We start from the raw sequence: 16,826 nt of genomic DNA on the forward strand, positions 1-16,826 counted from the left end.
GAATTGTTAAATTGTTGGGTGGTTAAAAGGGTAAATTGTTAAATGGTTGAATTGCTAAATGGTTAAATTGTTGAAGGATGGAATATTTTTGATGTGGCAGGTAAGAAAGAGTTTCTGAAGAAGGTATAGCTAAGCCCGCCAAACGATGAAAATAGGTATAGCAGCAACTCTGCATCGAAATTTATAACCATCAACCATTTAACAATTCAACCCTCAACAATTCGACCATCAAAAACTAATCTTATTGATGTAGAAGACCGTGCGGTTGGGGCCGTTGGGGACGCGTATGCGCTGGAAGCCGAAGGCGGCAAAATGGGGACCATACCAGCGGATCAGGCCCGGCAGATCTGTGCTCAGGATCTTCTCTTCTTTTTCGTAGGGCAGGAGCTCTATTGAAGTTTCTTCATCCGTGTACTTGTTCTGCACCATCTGGCGGTAGATGATTTTTTCCTGCTCGGGGTAGGCCATCACCAGGCGCCCGTCCGGCAGACTGGCGACCTCCACTGCATAGGTAAGCGAATTGGTCAGCACGTCGCGAAGAGGGAAGGTATTGTCCCAGAGCAACACTCCATCCCGGTCGAAGCCCAGCGCGATCGCGTGCGTGCGCTTGTAGGCCTGTGCTTCACGCTCCACCCCTCTGATGCGCGTGTCAAATAAATTGCTGTTGCTGCGGTATTGCGGAAAGTATACCTCCGCTGCGAGCACATAGCCACCAGGCGTTTCGATCAGATCGTGCAGGAGCATGCGGTAGCGCTGCATCGGCTCTTTTCCTTCCTTAATGCGGGCAAATTCGCGCTTGCGGGTACGCTCCTCACGCCGCGGCTTCATGTATTTGAAGAAGTTCTGCAGGTCGAGCAGCGAGTAAAACTCCCCTTCCGCAACTTTAAAAGCCACCGGTGATGTGAAAAAGCCCTGCACAAAACGTAGGTCCCGGACTCCGTAGGTACCTACCAGCAAACGGGAAAGCGTGTCGCCGGGAGTGACCTCGGCGTTGAGCAGGCTTCTGTCCTGAGGCTGGAGGATGAAGTAGTTCTGCAGCAGCTTGCCCTCGGGGTTGAAGCTCTTTACCTGAAGGCGCGAAATCCGGCGGTTGGTCTCGGCCAATACCACATCCACACGGCCGTGCTCATGATCGGTGTGCAGGTCAGAGAAAGAGGATTCCTCGCCATACAGGGCAGGCAGGATGGTGGGCTGTGGCTTCTCGGGGTTCAGGTAGAGCAGGTTCGGCTTTGTGTCGTAGCTATTGCCGGTGATCAGGAAATGGTTGCCGCGCAGTACGTTGAACTCGTAGATGAACTCTGCTTTTTCGAGTTCGATCTCGCTCTGGCTTACCGTGCCGCTATCCAGGTCGAGGCGCACAAAGGTATAGAGCGTCGGTTTGGCTGCCTGAAAGATAAGGTAGGTATAGGGAGCCTCCGTGTAGTGGCGCACAAATTCGTACTCCGACTTCAGATCCAGGGTGCTTTTCCAGACAGGTTCCAGCTGCGCGTTGTACTTCTCCAGAACAAAGTCAGGAGCCTTGGCCCAGGTATCGGCGTTGCGGCTGTAGACCAGTAGGCTGCTGTCGGGCAGGGCCAATACCTCTACATGGCTGGTTTCGTACTGGTAGGGCAGCTCGAGTCGCACGGGCTGCCGGGGCTCCTGTGCCCAAAGCAGGACAGGTGCCAGCCCGGCAAAGCAGAACAGCAAAAGGCGCAGGTATGGCATGTTACAATCTTATGCTGCCGGTAGGCAGTGGGTATAAGGCAGTTAAATGCTTTTTACTCTTTTTTGTAAAGTAACGTTGTGCCTGCCTGCGGCCAGCCGTCCCGGATTAATTACCCAGGGCGAGCAGCACGTCAAATTCCTCGGCTTTGAGCGGCATCACCGACAGGCGCGACTGGCGCAGCAGGGCGATGTTCTCCAAACGAGGGTCTTTCTTGATCTGATCCAGTGTTACGGGAGTCTTAAACGCACTTTCCGGCACCAGGTCAACGGCCATCCACTTCGGGTCGTCGGCGCTTGGGTCAGGGTAGGCGGCTTTGTCCACTTTGGCCATACCTACAATCGCTTTTTCAGACACGCTGTGGTAAAACAGCACCAGGTCGCCGGGCTGCATCAGCTGCAGGTTGTTGCGGGCCTGGTAATTGCGGACGCCGTCCCAGCAAACGCGGCCTTCTTTTATAAATCTGGCCCAGGAATAGGCATCAGGTTCTGATTTTACTAACCAGTATTGCATGTGGTAAGGTATAGGTAATCGAATTTAAAATCAGCTGTTGACCGCAGACGGCCTAAAGTACAGCCCGTTACTCGTCCTGTACTTCCGGCTTTATTCGCACCTTCAGCACACTGTCTTTCAGCGACACGACTTCCATGGTGTATCGCTGCTCAGGGTAGCCGTTGCCCTGGATGTGTACGCGGATGGTGTTCTTGTCTTTGTACTCCCAAATGCCGATGTGTTCCTCCAGCCCGTCGGCAGGAGCGATCGCATACTGCTTGGCCACGCCTTCCTGCTCCAGCGCAAAACCGGTCCGGCCTCTGGAGGGCGGAAAGTCGTAGGTGTTGGGGCGGTACACGAGCACGTCGTCCTCATCTTCTTCGTATGAGTGTAACCAGGTTTGGCCCAGGAGTTCAGCCTCCGCCTTTTTTCGGCAGGTGTTGGCCAGCAGCACGAGGCACAGAACGCATAGCAGCGAAGCGTATTTCATATTTTTTAGTTTGGGAGCGTCTTTTAGGATCAGCTAAATATCTAGCTAAGATAAGGATTTCCTGCTTTATATAGAAGCCTCGTAATATAAAAGGTCGCCGGACAGAGGTGGCAAAGGTATGGCGGCTTTTTCTATCTTTGTACCTATACACAACATTGCCTTGGAAAATAAGAAAATCATAAAGCTGTTCAAGCTGGCAGCCGAGCTCATGGAGCTGCACGACGAGAATCCGTTTAAGGTACGCTCATACGTGAACGGCGCCGCGGCACTGGAACTGATGGAAGAGCCGCTGGCACTTAAAAGCCAGGCCGAGCTGGAAGGTATAACAGGCGTAGGCAAGAGCATCGCCGCCCGCGTGATCGAGATCACCGAAACCGGTTCTTTCACGGAGCTGGACCAGCTGCTTTCGGTAACGCCGCCGGGCGTGGTGGAGATGCTGCGCATCAAGGGCATCGGACCCAAAAAAGTGCGCAACCTCTGGAAAGAGCTGGGAGCGGAAACGGTAGAGGAATTGCTCGACGCCTGTGAGCAGGACAAAGTAAGCAAACTGAAAGGCTTTGGTGCCAAGACCCAGGAAAATATCAAACAGGCGTTGCTGTTTACGCAGCAAAACCGGGGCAAACTGCTTTATGCAGAAGCCGAATCAGCTGCCCAAGCTTTACTGGAAGAGGTGCAACAGGCCCTGCCGGATGCTGAGGTAGCCCTGGTAGGCGATGTGCGCCGCTGCCTGGAGATTGTAGTGAAACTGGAACTGGTGGTAGGTACCGACAACCCAACGGAAGCGGAAGCCGCCCTGAACAAACTCGACGAGCTGCAGCAGGACGAACTAAACTCCGGCCCCATGGTATGGCGCGGCAAGCATACCCTGAGCGGACTAGCCACCGAAATCCGGTTTGCCAGCCCGGCCAACTTCCAGAACGAACGCTTCATACGCTCATCCTCGCCAGCACACTTGTCCCAGGTATTTGCTGCCAACAAAAACATGCTCACCGTAACCCGTGAAGGTAGCCACAGTTCGGAAAAGGATATCTATGCCGCGGCAGGTATGGCCTACATCGTGCCGGAGCTCCGGGAAGGCGCCAACGAACTGCAGCTTGCCATGGAAAACAAGTTGCCCAAACTGCTCGAGCTGGGAGACCTGAAAGGCATCCTGCATAACCACAGCACCTACTCTGACGGCGCTCATACCCTGGAGCAGATGGCAACCTACTGCCGCGACATGGGCTACCAGTATTTAGGTATATCCGACCACAGCAAAACGGCAGCCTATGCCGGCGGTTTGCGCGAAGGCGACGTGCTGCGTCAGCAGAAAGAAATTGACGAGCTGAACCAGAAACTGGCTCCTTTTAAAATATTCAAAGGTATAGAGTCGGATATTCTGGGCGATGGCTCCCTGGACTACGAAGAGGACATCCTCAAGACCTTCGACTTCATTGTAGCCAGCATCCACAGCAACCTCAACATGGACGAGCAGAAGGCCACAGCGCGTCTTATTACGGCCATCGAGAACCCTTATACGACCATGTTGGGCCATCCGACCGGGCGCCTGCTGCTGCGCCGCGAAGGTTACCCGATCAACCACAGAATGGTGATCGACGCCTGCGCCGCCAACAATGTGATCATAGAGATCAATTCCAATCCCTGGCGCCTCGACCTGGACTGGCGTTGGGTGCACTATGCGCTCGAGAAGGGCGTGATGCTGAGCATTAACCCGGATGCGCACCACACCAGCGGTTATGACGACATGCGCTACGGCGTGCTGGTTGGCCGCAAAGGCGGACTCACAAAAGAGATGACCTTTAATGCGAAGACTGCGGAGGAAGTGGCCGCTTATTTTAAGGCCCGGAAGGAGAAGATAAAATAGCGAATGCCAAAGATCCTCATTCTCCGTTTTTCCTCGATTGGCGATATTGTGCTGACTACCCCGGTGGTCCGCTGCATTAAGCAGCAAGTGCCGGGGGCGGAGGTGCATTATTGCACCAAGCAGTCCTTTAGAGGTATACTGGAGCCTAACCCTTACATCGATAAGGTGCACACGCTGGGCGATAGCCTAAACGAACTGGTGCAGCAACTCCAGGCCGAGAACTTCGATTTTGTGGTGGACCTTCACAACAACCTGCGCACGCGCATCATCAAAACCCGGTTGGGCAAGGCTTCCAAAAGCTTCGATAAGCTCAACTTCGAGAAGTGGCTGATGGTGAATCTGAAAGTGAACCGACTGCCGGACGTGCACATCGTTAACCGCTACCTGGCCGCTGCCGAGCCCCTTGGCATACAGGACGACGGCACGGGCCTGGACTACTTTATACCTGCCGCTGACGAAGTGGACATCAACACACTGCCAGAGCCCTTCCGGCAGGGGTATACAGCCTTTGCCATTGGGGCGCAGCACTATACCAAACGCCTGCCTACGGACCGCATCATCGAGCTGTGCGCGCAGTTGCAGCAGCCGATCATCCTGCTCGGCGGGAAAGAAGATAGCATAGTAGGAGAGCAGATCGCTGCTCATTTCAGACAGTCAGCAACAAGCAATCAACAAGCAACCATCATCTTCAACGCGTGTGGCAGGTATAGCCTGGCCGGTTCGGCCTCGCTGGTGCGGCAGGCACAGCAGGTGGTCAGCCACGACACGGGCCTGATGCACATTGCGGCGGCTTTCCAGAAGGACATCATTAGCGTGTGGGGCAACACCATACCTGAGTTTGGCATGTATCCTTTCCGGACCAGGTATAAGGTGCTCGAAGTAAACGGGCTCCCTTGCCGGCCCTGCTCTAAAATAGGGTATAGCAAATGCCCCAGAGGCCACTTCAAGTGTATGCGCAATATCGATTTCAATGCCATCGGGCAGCTGCCTTACAAGGTATAAAGCAGCAAGGTATAAACAGTTCAGGTATAAAAACGACATCGCCCGCACAGGTATAGACTTGTGCGGGCGATGCTCTTTTTCAGGTATAGCTATACCTGGTTAGTTAATTTACTGCAGTGGTTTTACGGTATAGCCGGCTCTTTGCAATAACTTCAGTAAGCCGTTTTCACCAGGTAGGTGCGCTGCCCCAACCGCAATAAAGGTAGACTGCTCTTTCATGATGGCAGGGAGTTTTGTCATCCAGTCTTTGTTGCGGTCGTCGGTCATGTAGGCCAGGTCGCCGCCGCCAGTCACTTCATTGTATTCCTGCGAAAGCGCCCAGATGCCTTCCACGTCCTTATCGAAATACAGCTGAACGAGTTTGTTGGACAGCTGCATGGCAGCCTCTTTATTTTTGATGTAAGCCACGAGCTGCTCTGCCTGCTTATCGAGTGGGTAGTGGTTGTAAAGCAAATCAAACTGCTGTTCCATGGTCTCGAGCGTGGTTACTTTCTTATTGCTTTTCTTGTTGTAGCTGGCGAAGTACATGTCGAGCGGCTGACCGGTATAGTTTTTCAGTACTTCCATGTCCTGGTAGTCTTTCATGGAAAGCATCAGCATCAAAGTCATCGGTTTCATCTGGTCGGCCATGCTCAACTCAAACCCAAACTTTTCTTTCATCTCCTGGTTCACCAAAGCATAATCCTCCTTGCTCAGCAGGTTCGAGAGTTTGTTGTCCGGCATCACCATTTTAGCGCCCAGTTGCATCATCTTGGCCGAGTCGATCTCTGTTTCCACCACCAGACCACGGCTCTCCATAAAGCGCTCCATTACTTCGGGCACTGTGTTCAGGTAGCTGGAGTTAAGCAGGTGGTAGGTGCCGTACAGGTATGAGGGTTGCTTCAGTCCGTTGCCGCTGATCTCCCAGAGCAGTGATTTGGTAGTGGCCGTAGGTTGTAACTGGGTAGATGTCTTAGCTTTGGCCAGTTTTGATTTTACTTTCTGGGCTTCGCTGAGGATAGGAGATAAAAGCAGGGCAACCAGCAGGATGCAAAGGCTGGCAATTTTGTTTCTGTAATTCATTCTTAATCGTAAGTAGTAAAAAATAATGTCAATTGCAGTAGTAGAGTTTACCGCTTTTCATAAGAGTATAAAGTGGAAGAGCAAGTGCCCAAAGTACCTATGTAAAGTTTATCTTCAGAAGCAAAGCCGTAGAAGTTTACACCACTAGTACACCCGGGATACCAGGCTACTTTCGTCCATTCGTTTTTGATGGCGTCATATCTATAGAGCGCATAGTCGTCTCTCTGGCCGATGGCATATCCTTCATTTTGGTAAGTGAAAGCCTGTGTATTGGTAAAAAAGCTGATGCCGGGCAGCGAAGCCTTCTGTGACCAGCTATCTTGTTGTGCATCGTATGCCCACAGCTCAATACCATCCATGGCATATACAATGCCATTGCTCTCAAAAGTGTGGCCACCAGAAGTGCTGGCCGGGAAGTTACTCAGCGCCACAACAGTTTCCGTTGCCGGGTCATACTGCCATACCTTTATGTTACTGCTATTATTCTGCCCGCCAAAGAAATAGATCTTGCCATTCAGCACAAAGCTTGTCGCATTTTGTACAGCGAGCGGAAGGTTTTTTAACCTGGTCCAATTGTTCTGACGATAGTCGTACTCCCATACATCGCCATAGTACGTGTTGCCGTTTTTGCCGCCTATCAGATAAGCTTTGTCGCCGACCCGTTCAAAGATGCTGTTGTGCCTGTAGATGCCCGGAAACATACCTTCATTTTTCCAGAGATTGGACGCGATTGTATGGCTGATCACGCGGTCAAAAGAAAAGAAGAAAGCTTTGCCATCGGCAACGAAAGAGGGCAAGCGTGTTTGTGTAACTCCTGTGGCAGATGGGAGGCTGGAAGCCACCTTAAAGCCTGATTCCAAGGTATAGGAATAAGGGAAAGTGGCCGTTTTGTTTCCGCGGTAAACAGCTACAGTCAGTGCCTGATCATATAAGCTGGATGTGCCTTTCGGCACTCTCACCTTAATCTCCGTGTTGGTCTGGGAGAGAATGTTGGCCTTTTTTCCTCCGATGGCTACGTAGGTCCCGGGGTAGGAGTAACCTAAGTTATTGCCATAGATGATCAACTCATCTCCAGGCATTCCGCTGCTTGCTGAGAGGTGGGTGATTTGTGGCCCGATGATCTCAAACGCTTCTGGTGCTGTGATACGCTCGCCACGTACGGTCATGGATAGAGGGAAACTTCCCGAGTAAGACACCGTCGGGGTGCGTATGATGACACTGTCGCGGTGCACAGACATAACAGTTGCCTGTGCGTTCCCAATGGTCACTTTCACCAGATAGCTCTCTTCCCCGAAGTTCTTTCCATAAATGGTGACGGGTCTGTTATCCTCCGCTGCCTTTGGGCTGAAGGAATGGATGACCGGTATAGCGGTGCTCTGGCTTTTAAACGGCAAGGCGGTTCCGTAGGTGATGTTCTGGCCGTGCTTTGCGTAGGCTTGTATTTTGTAGGTATAGCCCTTCACGAGGTCGTCGGTTAACCTGGCCTCGTACTCGCCGGTAGTGGCGGTAGTGCCCACTATCTTTCTGGAAACGCCCTTGCTATTGCTAATAGCACTGTATTCAAACCCGTATTCCGTCACCGGCTCGTTTCCAAGGCTTACGATCTCGCCCCTGATTGTTGATCCGGTGCTGTCAGGCAAAACCTCCAACGTTCTGATAATCGGGTAATTCTGCACCTCCGGGAAATCCTTTTCCTTGGCGCAACCATGGAGTAATACCAGCAGAAGTATAAACGGTAATAATCTCAGCAGCCTCATAGATTGATCCGAATAGAGGTAGAAAAGTTGTTGATAGCGTAGCCCTTGCCAATTACCTGGCCGGTACCAAGACCGAGGTTGATGTAGTGCTTTGGCAAATAAAAATACTGCAGTCCCGCACCTGCCATCATGCTAAAGCTTGCTTTTTGCAGCGGAAACACATCCTCATGCTCGTGTATGGATGTAGTGCTGTTCTTGTGCTTTGCCTCCACTAGTCTGCTGGACTGCTCTTTTACATAAAACAGTTCGGGGCCGGCTTCCACATAAAAGGAGACTTTGTTGGCATTAAGGTAGTAGCGGGGAGCAACGGACAGTTTCAGGAAATCAAGAGTCAGCTTGATGTGCTGATCCAGGGGAGAACTGATGTGTGTTGAGACATACTCCATTTTACCATAGCTCAGTTGGCTCATTAGGCTCAAGTTGTTGACTTGCCAGACAGGTGCTTCCACAAATAGTCCTGCCTCTGCATTTTCTGACGTCATGCTATACTCACCGAACCCATTCTCGGGGTAGGCATCGGCTTTCAGCTGCATCGTTGAGCGATTGAAACTGGCAACGGCTCCAAAACTGAGCATGGACATTCTGGGCTTCCTGCCTTGGTTAATGTTGCGGGCAAAGTAGCGCAGGGAATGCTCAGATAGTCTGACACGCGGGAGCTGCCTTTGCCAGGATGGTGAGGTAGCAGCGTACTGCTGCAGATTCGTTTGCAGATTTTCCTTCGTGAGTTGGGTAAGATGGCTGTTGTTGAGATAGAACTGTTTGCCCCCCTCGCCGTGTACCTCGTACAAGTTCAATGCACCGCCGGCAAGTTCTCTCAGAAACACCATACGCTTTTCGCCAAAGTATACTACCTCGCGTGCTGCATACCGGGTGCTGTCTATATAACCGAACTCGGTTAGCTTATTTGCGGCATAAGTTTCGACAGGGCTTTTTTTAGCTCTCTGAAACTCAACCTGAAAAGGCTTTCGCCAGTCAAACTGAATATAGCCGTCTGTGTAAGCCGTGTCGCCCTGCACAATGTAGCCTTTGGACTGAGCCCACGAGGGGGACCATCCTATAAGCAATGCAAGAAAGAGGAGGAAGGTATAGCAACTAATTTTGCCGATCATTAGAAATAGAGTAGGAAACCGAGCCGATTTTGAGATAAATTTGCAGGCCAAATATAGGTATAATATTATATAGTTGCCGGCGAAGCGACTAATAACTAGACGTATTGAAGAAATGGTGAAATACAATCTAACATGGCAGGAGTCCGATGCCGGGTTACTCGACGCTTTGCTGCTGGCGACAGGCGGTGAGGGAGGCGCTACGCTGCAGGATGTTCTGCTGATGGGTGACGCCGTTGATGGGACCGTTTTTTCACTGGAAGAAGTGACGGCAGGACTGGAGAAACTGACAGCTGCCGGTTGCATTGCAATACAGAAAAACAAGCTATACCTGTCACCTGAGTTTCTGGAAGCGTATGAGAAAGCCACACTAGACGAAGGGGTGGAAGAGAAGACGGCGCGGCCTCTGGAAAAACTGCTCCATCAGAAAGGAATCACAGCAGAAGCAATCGAGCAGGTGCGGACTAGTGTTTTTAAGAAGTACAAGGTCAAAAACCACTACCAGCAGTACTTGGAGCAGTTTGGGTAGTTTTTTAGATTTGGAGATTTGGAGATGATGGAGGGGTGAAACTTCAATTCGCAGCCTCGAAATACCGGCATGAAATGTAACTTCATTCTATAATAGCAACCTAATAAAAGCAGAAGCGCCGCTGAGTTATCTCAGCGGCGCTTCTGCTTTTCAGGTATAGAGACATTTTCAAATCTCCTCATTCTCAAATTTTCAAATCTGAAAAAATCTAGGAAATTTTTTCAAAACCCAGGTATGGGTGCAGCACTTTTGGCATGTTGATGCCGTCCGGTGTCTGGTTATTCTCCAGGAGGGCGGCTACAATACGCGGTAGGGCCAGTGCACTCCCGTTGAGCGTGTGCAGCAGCTGTGTCTTGCCTGATTCCGTTTTGTAGCGCAGCTTCAGGCGATTGGACTGGTAGGTCTCAAAGTTAGAAGCGGAACTTACTTCCAGCCAGCGGTTCTGGGCGGTAGAGTATACCTCCATATCGTAGGTGAGGGCAGAAGTAAAGCCCATGTCACCGCCACACAGGCGCAGCACACGATAAGGGAGCTCCAGTTTCTGAAGCAGGCCCTGGATGTAGCTGCTCATTTCTTCCAGCGTTTCGTATGATTTTTCTGGTAGCGTAATCTGTACAATCTCTACCTTGTCGAACTGGTGCAGGCGGTTGAGTCCGCGCACATCTGCTCCCCACGATCCGGCTTCTCTTCTAAAACATGGCGTATGGCCTGTGTTCTTGATCGGCAGTTGCTCCACGGGCACAATCACATCGCGGTAAAGGTTTGTGATCGGCACCTCGGCCGTCGGGATCAGGTATAGGTTGTCCTCGGTGGCGTGGTACATCTGCCCGTCTTTGTCAGGCAATTGGCCGGTGCCGTAGCCAGAGGCTTCGTTTACCAAAATTGGCGGCTGCACTTCTATGTAGCCGGCTTTCATGGCCTCGTCGAGGAAGAAGTTGATGAGCGCGCGCTGCAGGCGGGCACCTTGCTTCTTGTATACCGGGAAACCAGCGCCGGAAATCTTGTTGCCGAGCTCGAAGTCAATGATGTCGTATTGCTGGATCAGCTCCCAGTGCGGCAGGGCGCCTTCGTGCAGTGTAGGAATTTCACCGTGTTGTAGAACTACTTCGTTGTCTTCTGCTGTTCTACCTTCAGGAACACTTGCATGCGGAAGGTTCGGCAACTTGTATAGTGCTTGCTGTATTTGCTCTTCGATGGCGGCCAGCTGCTCACTCAGCGATTTGGTCTGCTGCTTTAACTCTGATGTTTCAGCTTTGGAGGCTTCCGCTTTTTCGCGGTCGCCGTTCTTCATCAGTATACCGATCTCTTTTGAGATGGCATTGGCGCGGGCCTGCAGCTCATCGTGCTGGCTTTGCACCTGTCGGCGCTGCTGGTCCAGGGCTACAATAGCCTCTACCTCTTGGGCGGCATTTTTGTAGTTTTTCTTGGTAAGTCCAGCTATCACAAGCGCTGTCTGCTCTCTTAAAACGTTTAGCTGTAGCATAGTTTGGGTCGTTGTGTAGCTGCAAAAATATACTTTTTTAGGTTGTTAGCGGCATTTGCGAAATCTTTTAAGGAAAAACTGAAACATTTTCAACAAATTCCCCGCTAATATTTGTTAATTACTAAGCATTGCAATAACATTGCAGTGCAATTTATGGCAGGCCCTATCCTGAGCCTCACAAAACTCTATCGCATTCATTCATTTTCCGAATTACTAAGTCAAGCTCTCGCTGCGTTCGCCCATGCGTGCCAAGCAGGTTAATTTAACTACCATACCACATTTATGTACAAAATTGAAGAATTGAAAGATAGGCTTCTTTCAGAACTCAAGGAAATTGCAGAAGACCTGGGTGTCAAGAATTTCAAGAAACTCAGCAAACAGGATCTCGTCTACAAAATCCTTGATCAGCAAGCTATTACCCCTCCCGACAAATTGCCCAAAAAAGTAAAATCCTCCTCTGGTACAGCCGTCGCCAGCGAAACCGCAGCTACTGAAAACACAATTACCATCAGCGAAGAGCAAGAGGTGAATGAAGAGCCGGCGGCCACTGTAGCCGAAGCGACAGCCCAGCCAAAACCTGCCCGCGAAGCAGCCCGCCGCGAACAAACCAGTCCGACTTTAGTACAACAGGCGGCCCCCGTAAAAGACCATGGCCCGCAGCGTGAGCGCGTAACGACCCGCCGTGACAACCGCAACGAGGGCGCCCCGCGTGAGCAGCGCCAGGAACAGCGTGTGGAGCGCACGGAGGCCCGCCCGGAACGCGCTGAGAGAACCGAGCAGCGTCCGGAACGTGTTGAGAGACCTGAAACCCAGCGTCCTGAGCGCAACGACCGGAATGAAAGAAACGACAACCGTGAACAACGCCCGGAGGTAGGCAACCGTGCAGAGCAGCAGCGTGAGCAACGTCCTGAAATAGGAAACCGCAGCGATAGCCGCAACGACCAGAACCGGGGTGGTGATAACTTCCCGCGCCGTCAGCCGAACGCGGCTGCCAACAGCAATAACTTCCGCGAGTTTGACGGAATAATCCTAAATGAAGGTGTGTTGGAGCTGATGCAGGATGGCTACGGCTTCCTTCGCTCTACGCATTACAACTACCTGGCCTCGCCAGATGATATCTACGTGTCTCCTTCGCAAATCAAATTGTTTGGTCTGAAGACAGGCGATACGGTTAAAGGCCAGATCCGTCCGCCGAAAGAAGGGGAGAAATACTTTGCCCTGCTTAAAGTGGATCTGGTGAACGGACGTACCACGGAGGAAATCCGCGACCGCATCCCTTTCCAGCACCTGACACCGCTTTTCCCGGAAGAGCGCCTGAAACTGACCACCAAGCCCAACCTGCTTTCAACCCGTATCCTCGATCTGTTTGCCCCGATCGGTAAAGGCCAGCGTGGTATGATCGTGGCGCAGCCGAAGACAGGTAAGACCGTGTTGCTGAAAGAGATCGCCAATGCCATCTCTGAAAACCATCCGGAGGTATACCTGATGATCCTGCTCATAGACGAGCGCCCGGAAGAAGTAACCGATATGGCCCGCAGCGTGAGAGCAGAGGTGATTGCCTCTACTTTCGACGAAACTGCCGACCGCCATGTGAAGGTTTCGAGCATTGTGTTGGACAAGGCCAAGCGTATGGTAGAGTGCGGCCACGATGTAGTGATCCTGCTCGACTCCATCACGCGTCTGGCGCGCGCCTACAACACGGTGGTGCCTTCATCAGGCAAGATCCTGTCGGGTGGTGTGGATGCCAACGCGTTGCACAAGCCGAAACGTTTCTTCGGTGCTGCCCGTAACGTGGAGAATGGCGGTTCACTCACTATCATCGCGACTGCCCTGATCGACACGGGTTCTAAAATGGACGAGGTGATCTTCGAAGAATTTAAAGGTACCGGTAACATGGAACTGCAGCTGGACCGCAAACTGGCCAACCGCAGAATCTACCCGGCTATCGACGTGCCGGCTTCCGGTACACGCCGCGAAGACCTCCTCATGGACCGTGACGAACTGAACCGCATCTGGATCCTGCGCAAGTTTATGTCTGACATGAACTCCGTAGAAGCCATGGAATTCCTGAAAGACAGAATGCAGGGTACCAAGAGCAACGAAGAGTTCCTGATCTCGATGAACGGGTAAAGTATACTTACCAAAAACAGACCGGCCCCACTGCTACAAAGCAATGGGGCCGGTCTGTTTTTGGAGGTTAAATTGTTGAATGGTTAAATTGTTAATCAGCTACTATCTATCATGCACAGTGTTAGAACATGTAGGCTGTCTTTTCAATTGATATACTTCGTTTACAACATTTATCTAACCATCAACAATCTAACAATTCAACAATTTAACCATCAACAATTTAATACAAACTCCAAAACGGATAATCCGGCTTGGCCAGCAGGTAGACGGTATAGGTGAGCACCAAGCCAAAAACGATGTGTGCAAAAATAAGTGTGGTGAGGTAGGTGCGGAGCGATATGAGGGGCGGTCTGGGGTGTACCATGAAAAACAGATACCAGATGAACATCGCCATTAGGCCATGCGCCAATCCAAAAAGGAATCCCCAGGAGGCGTTGATGAGCCCAACCTCGGAATGCCACAGCGCAATGTAGAAGAGCGCAAAAATTATCCCGGCCAGGTAGTGGGCCACCGTGCCGTATACCTTGGTGTTGGTGGCCTTTGAGAGCGAGCCGTCGGGTTGTGTGCGGTTCATCAGCATAGTGCCCAATATGCGGGTTACTTTCATAACACGGTGCGTCACATACGACATCAGGTATAGGAAGGCAGTCATGGCGGCGGTGGCGGCGAGCCCACCTATTACAGCGTAGAGAAGTTTCATGGTGAGATGGTTTTTGCTGTTATACGCAATCAGGCCAGGTAGTTACGGATCGCCGTCCTGTATGAAATTATGAGGCGTAAACAGATCGCAGCAGTAGTATAAGGAAAAAAGCCAGGCTGATGCAGAGCGACGAGATCTTGTTCATGCGCATCGTGTTTTCAAAATTCACTTCCCCGTAGTTCCGCCACGACCGCCGCACCCAACTCAGAAAATAATAGGTAATGGGACCGGTGCAAAGCAGGAAGATCGCTATGTTGAGCAGTTGCCCCAGCGCCAGGTATAGCCCGATCAGAAGTGCCGCTCCCAGGCTGAGCGCTATACCTGCGAACACAAAAGTGCCCCGTATACCCAGCAGTAAACTTAGTGTTTTGTCACCCCGCTCACCGTCTTCCCGGTGTTGGTAGATTTGGGTGAGGGGATAGGAGCCGCAAAGAAAGAGCGTGCTGACCAGGGCAAACCAGATGTTGGGAGCTTGCAGCGTTTGCTGCCAGTCCAGACCAGCCCCTACCTGCACCATCCAAAAAGTGAACGCTCCCTGAAAAACCGTAACGACCAGTGTGCTGATAACAGGGTATTTCTTGAGCCGGATATCCCGGTTGCTGTAAGCCTTGGAAACCAACAGGTATAGCGCCACCAGCAAAGCAAACAGAGGAGAAAGTAAAAAGCTAAGTAGTACGGCCAGCACATCAAATAACAGCACCAGGTGAAACAGCTCCTGCGTGACTTTGGGGGGCCGGCGGAGTCCGCCGATGCTGCCTTCATCCCGATCGTGGTAGGAGTTGTAACCGTTGCTGGCTGGGTATACGAGCACATGCAGAACCAGGAACACATCCGCTGCCTGCCACCAGGTATAGCCGTCGGCTACGCTCAGCGCAAACCAGTACACCGGCATCAGATATACCGAAAACGGAATCCGCATCAGCGTCAGGGCGCTGCCGTATTTTCCGATGACAGGGATAGCGACTGGTTTCATGGTTGATTGCTAATTGTTGATTGATGTATGATGATCGTTGATGTAGCTTATACTTTCATGCTCTACTACTTACTTTCATGCTCTACTACTTTTAACTCATTGATATTAACCTCCGGACTACGTTTCTCTCTTCTGTACTGATTAATTTTCTCTTACGGCGATTAAAATCCTTCTCCCTCAATAAAGAATCTACAATTAACAATCAGCAATTTTATTAATCAGGATAGCCCAGCAGATAAATGACCTGCTTGCCCGGTCCGCTTCCTACGATGCCGCTGCGCCAGGTATAGCCGGGCGGGGTATCGACGCGCGTCAGCAGCTTGTCCAGCATACGTGGATTGTAAAGCCTGAACAGCGACACCAGGCCATCCCACATGATGCCCAATGGAATGATTGGTATAAGGTACGTGAACAGGAGTCGGCTCAGTTTAAAAGGCCGGATAAAAGGCGTTACGAGCAGGATGATGACCGGGAAAGTGAGCAGGAAAATGATTAGCTCCGCCCAGGTCTTGCCGCCTCCTTCAAAGATACCGATAGGCGCCCGCTGATCGGCGGCGTTTTGCAAAATGGCCGCAGCCTGCGCTGGCCGGAAATGGTGAAAAGAGGAAAAGATGGTGCGAACGCCTTGTATTTGCGGTGGCACTCTCGTGGCATCTACAGGCGAGGCAATAAAGTCAATCAGTCCACCGGATTGGTTATGCAGGTACTCGTACGCACCCAGGTTGGGGAACCGATCCGATAAGGTGACGCGGACAGGCTCGCCCATGCGCTGGCTAAGCGCTTCGCGTATACCTGCTATGCCACCGCCGGCGCCGGAGCACAGGTCTGTGAAGTGCGTTTGGCCGCTGCGACGCAGCAGCTCCTCCAGCAGCGGTATGGCGGGGCCGTAGGCGCCGAGCTTCGAGATCATGAAGCGGAGGAAATCGAGCATGCCCTGGCGGAAAATGTGCGGAAACCAGGGCTGGTCTTCTAACTCGAAAAGGTGCAGGCGGAAGTTCAAGGGCAGCAGCGATTGTTTTGTTCGCATACTGCCCTCTGCCTGTAAAAGTTGCTAGGGGAGTGTCGTGCCGCGCTGGCTCATCCAAGGATGCAGCTCCATGATCAGCTTGCCGGCTTTTACGGCCGGGTCTGCCTCGGTCAGTGCCTTCGCTTCTTCCAGCGTAGCCACGTCAAAAATGAAAATACCGCGCAGTTCGCCATTGTCCAGAAACGGACCAGCCATCACCAGTTTGCCATCGGCGGCCATCTTCCGGATATGCGCCATATGCCCACGCTGGATGCTGTTCACTTCGGCTGTGTCGGTGGGTTGGTAAGGACCTTTTTTGAGCAGGGCCATGTAGTAGGTCTTCATCTGGCTCATGTCCATCTCACCAGACTTTTTAGGCGATTCCTGTGCTGTGGCGGCTGGCGCTTTTTTAACCGTCGCTTTCGACTTGGATTGGGCTTGAGCGCCTAGTGTGAAGCAAAGGCTGAGGGCCAGTGCTATACCTATGGTTTGTAGCAGTTTTTTCATGCAGGTAAAGGTATAGAAAC

Annotated in this window: 15 protein-coding genes; 4 read left to right on the plus strand and 11 right to left on the minus strand. The window is 51.8% G+C overall.

Translation table 11 applies throughout. The features are described from left to right. Positions 1–228: 228 nt before the first annotated feature. The 3 genes from IEV97_RS12235 to IEV97_RS12245 all read right to left on the minus strand — a co-directional run bounded on the left by IEV97_RS12235 (position 229) and on the right by IEV97_RS12245 (position 2,687). Complete coding sequence (locus IEV97_RS12235; protein WP_188501760.1) at positions 229–1,707, minus strand: hypothetical protein; 1,479 nt, start codon at positions 1,705–1,707, stop codon at positions 229–231. Positions 1,708–1,813: 106 nt separating this feature from the next. Beyond that, a complete protein-coding gene (locus tag IEV97_RS12240; protein ID WP_188501761.1) occupies positions 1,814–2,218 on the minus strand; it encodes an EVE domain-containing protein in 405 nt (134 codons plus the stop codon). Positions 2,219–2,285: 67 nt separating this feature from the next. Next, positions 2,286–2,687, minus strand: coding sequence for a hypothetical protein (locus IEV97_RS12245; protein ID WP_188501762.1), 402 nt, complete (start codon positions 2,685–2,687; stop codon positions 2,286–2,288). Between the two features lie 118 nt (positions 2,688–2,805). Between IEV97_RS12245 and IEV97_RS12250 the strand changes: the two genes are divergently transcribed. Next, positions 2,806–4,551, plus strand: a complete 1,746-nt coding sequence (locus IEV97_RS12250) for a DNA polymerase/3'-5' exonuclease PolX (RefSeq protein WP_188501763.1) — start codon at positions 2,806–2,808, stop codon at positions 4,549–4,551. A 3-nt stretch (positions 4,552–4,554) separates the two neighbouring features. Further along, positions 4,555–5,553, plus strand: a complete 999-nt coding sequence (locus tag IEV97_RS12255; RefSeq protein ID WP_188501764.1) for a glycosyltransferase family 9 protein — start codon at positions 4,555–4,557, stop codon at positions 5,551–5,553. Positions 5,554–5,661: 108 nt separating this feature from the next. Here the strand turns inward: IEV97_RS12255 and IEV97_RS12260 are convergent, their stop codons facing one another. From IEV97_RS12260 to IEV97_RS12270, 3 genes are read right to left on the minus strand one after another with little or no spacing between them, the layout of a single operon-like run. Beyond that, a complete protein-coding gene (locus IEV97_RS12260; RefSeq protein WP_188501765.1) occupies positions 5,662–6,615 on the minus strand; it encodes a TraB/GumN family protein in 954 nt (317 codons plus the stop codon). Between the two features lie 47 nt (positions 6,616–6,662). Beyond that, on the minus strand, positions 6,663–8,372 hold the full coding sequence (locus tag IEV97_RS12265; protein ID WP_188501766.1) for an IPT/TIG domain-containing protein: 1,710 nt from the start codon (positions 8,370–8,372) through the stop codon (positions 6,663–6,665). After that, positions 8,369–9,481, minus strand: a complete 1,113-nt coding sequence (locus tag IEV97_RS12270; RefSeq protein ID WP_188501767.1) for an outer membrane beta-barrel protein — start codon at positions 9,479–9,481, stop codon at positions 8,369–8,371. Before IEV97_RS12270 ends, IEV97_RS12265 begins: the two co-directional genes overlap by 4 nt. 112 nt (positions 9,482–9,593) lie before the next feature. On the opposite strand from IEV97_RS12270, the gene IEV97_RS12275 reads away from it, so the two are divergent. Beyond that, a complete protein-coding gene (locus IEV97_RS12275; RefSeq protein WP_188501768.1) occupies positions 9,594–10,007 on the plus strand; it encodes a hypothetical protein in 414 nt (137 codons plus the stop codon). 208 nt (positions 10,008–10,215) lie between these two features. Here the strand turns inward: IEV97_RS12275 and serS are convergent, their stop codons facing one another. After that, positions 10,216–11,490, minus strand: coding sequence for a serine--tRNA ligase (serS, locus tag IEV97_RS12280; protein ID WP_188501769.1), 1,275 nt, complete (start codon positions 11,488–11,490; stop codon positions 10,216–10,218). Positions 11,491–11,772: 282 nt separating this feature from the next. On the opposite strand from serS, the gene rho reads away from it, so the two are divergent. Further along, the gene (gene rho, locus IEV97_RS12285; RefSeq protein WP_188501770.1) at positions 11,773–13,620 is read left to right on the plus strand and encodes a transcription termination factor Rho; all 1,848 of its coding nucleotides are present in this window, start codon (positions 11,773–11,775) and stop codon (positions 13,618–13,620) included. 220 nt (positions 13,621–13,840) lie between these two features. Here rho and IEV97_RS12290 read toward each other — a convergent pair whose 3' ends face one another. The 4 genes from IEV97_RS12290 to IEV97_RS12305 all read right to left on the minus strand — a co-directional run bounded on the left by IEV97_RS12290 (position 13,841) and on the right by IEV97_RS12305 (position 16,806). Continuing rightward, a complete protein-coding gene (locus IEV97_RS12290) occupies positions 13,841–14,320 on the minus strand; it encodes a hypothetical protein (protein ID WP_188501771.1) in 480 nt (159 codons plus the stop codon). A gap of 67 nt (positions 14,321–14,387) precedes the next feature. Then, positions 14,388–15,293: a UbiA family prenyltransferase gene (locus IEV97_RS12295; protein ID WP_188501772.1), complete on the minus strand. Its 906-nt coding sequence runs from the start codon at positions 15,291–15,293 to the stop codon at positions 14,388–14,390. Between the two features lie 214 nt (positions 15,294–15,507). Further along, entirely contained in the window at positions 15,508–16,320 is an 813-nt protein-coding gene (locus IEV97_RS12300; protein ID WP_188501773.1) for a class I SAM-dependent methyltransferase, read from the minus strand. 24 nt (positions 16,321–16,344) lie between these two features. Beyond that, on the minus strand, positions 16,345–16,806 hold the full coding sequence (locus IEV97_RS12305) for a YciI family protein (protein ID WP_188501774.1): 462 nt from the start codon (positions 16,804–16,806) through the stop codon (positions 16,345–16,347). Between the last annotated feature and the right edge of the window lie 20 nt (positions 16,807–16,826).

This window comes from Pontibacter amylolyticus, assembly GCF_014638845.1.
GTDB lineage: Bacteria > Bacteroidota > Bacteroidia > Cytophagales > Hymenobacteraceae > Pontibacter > Pontibacter amylolyticus.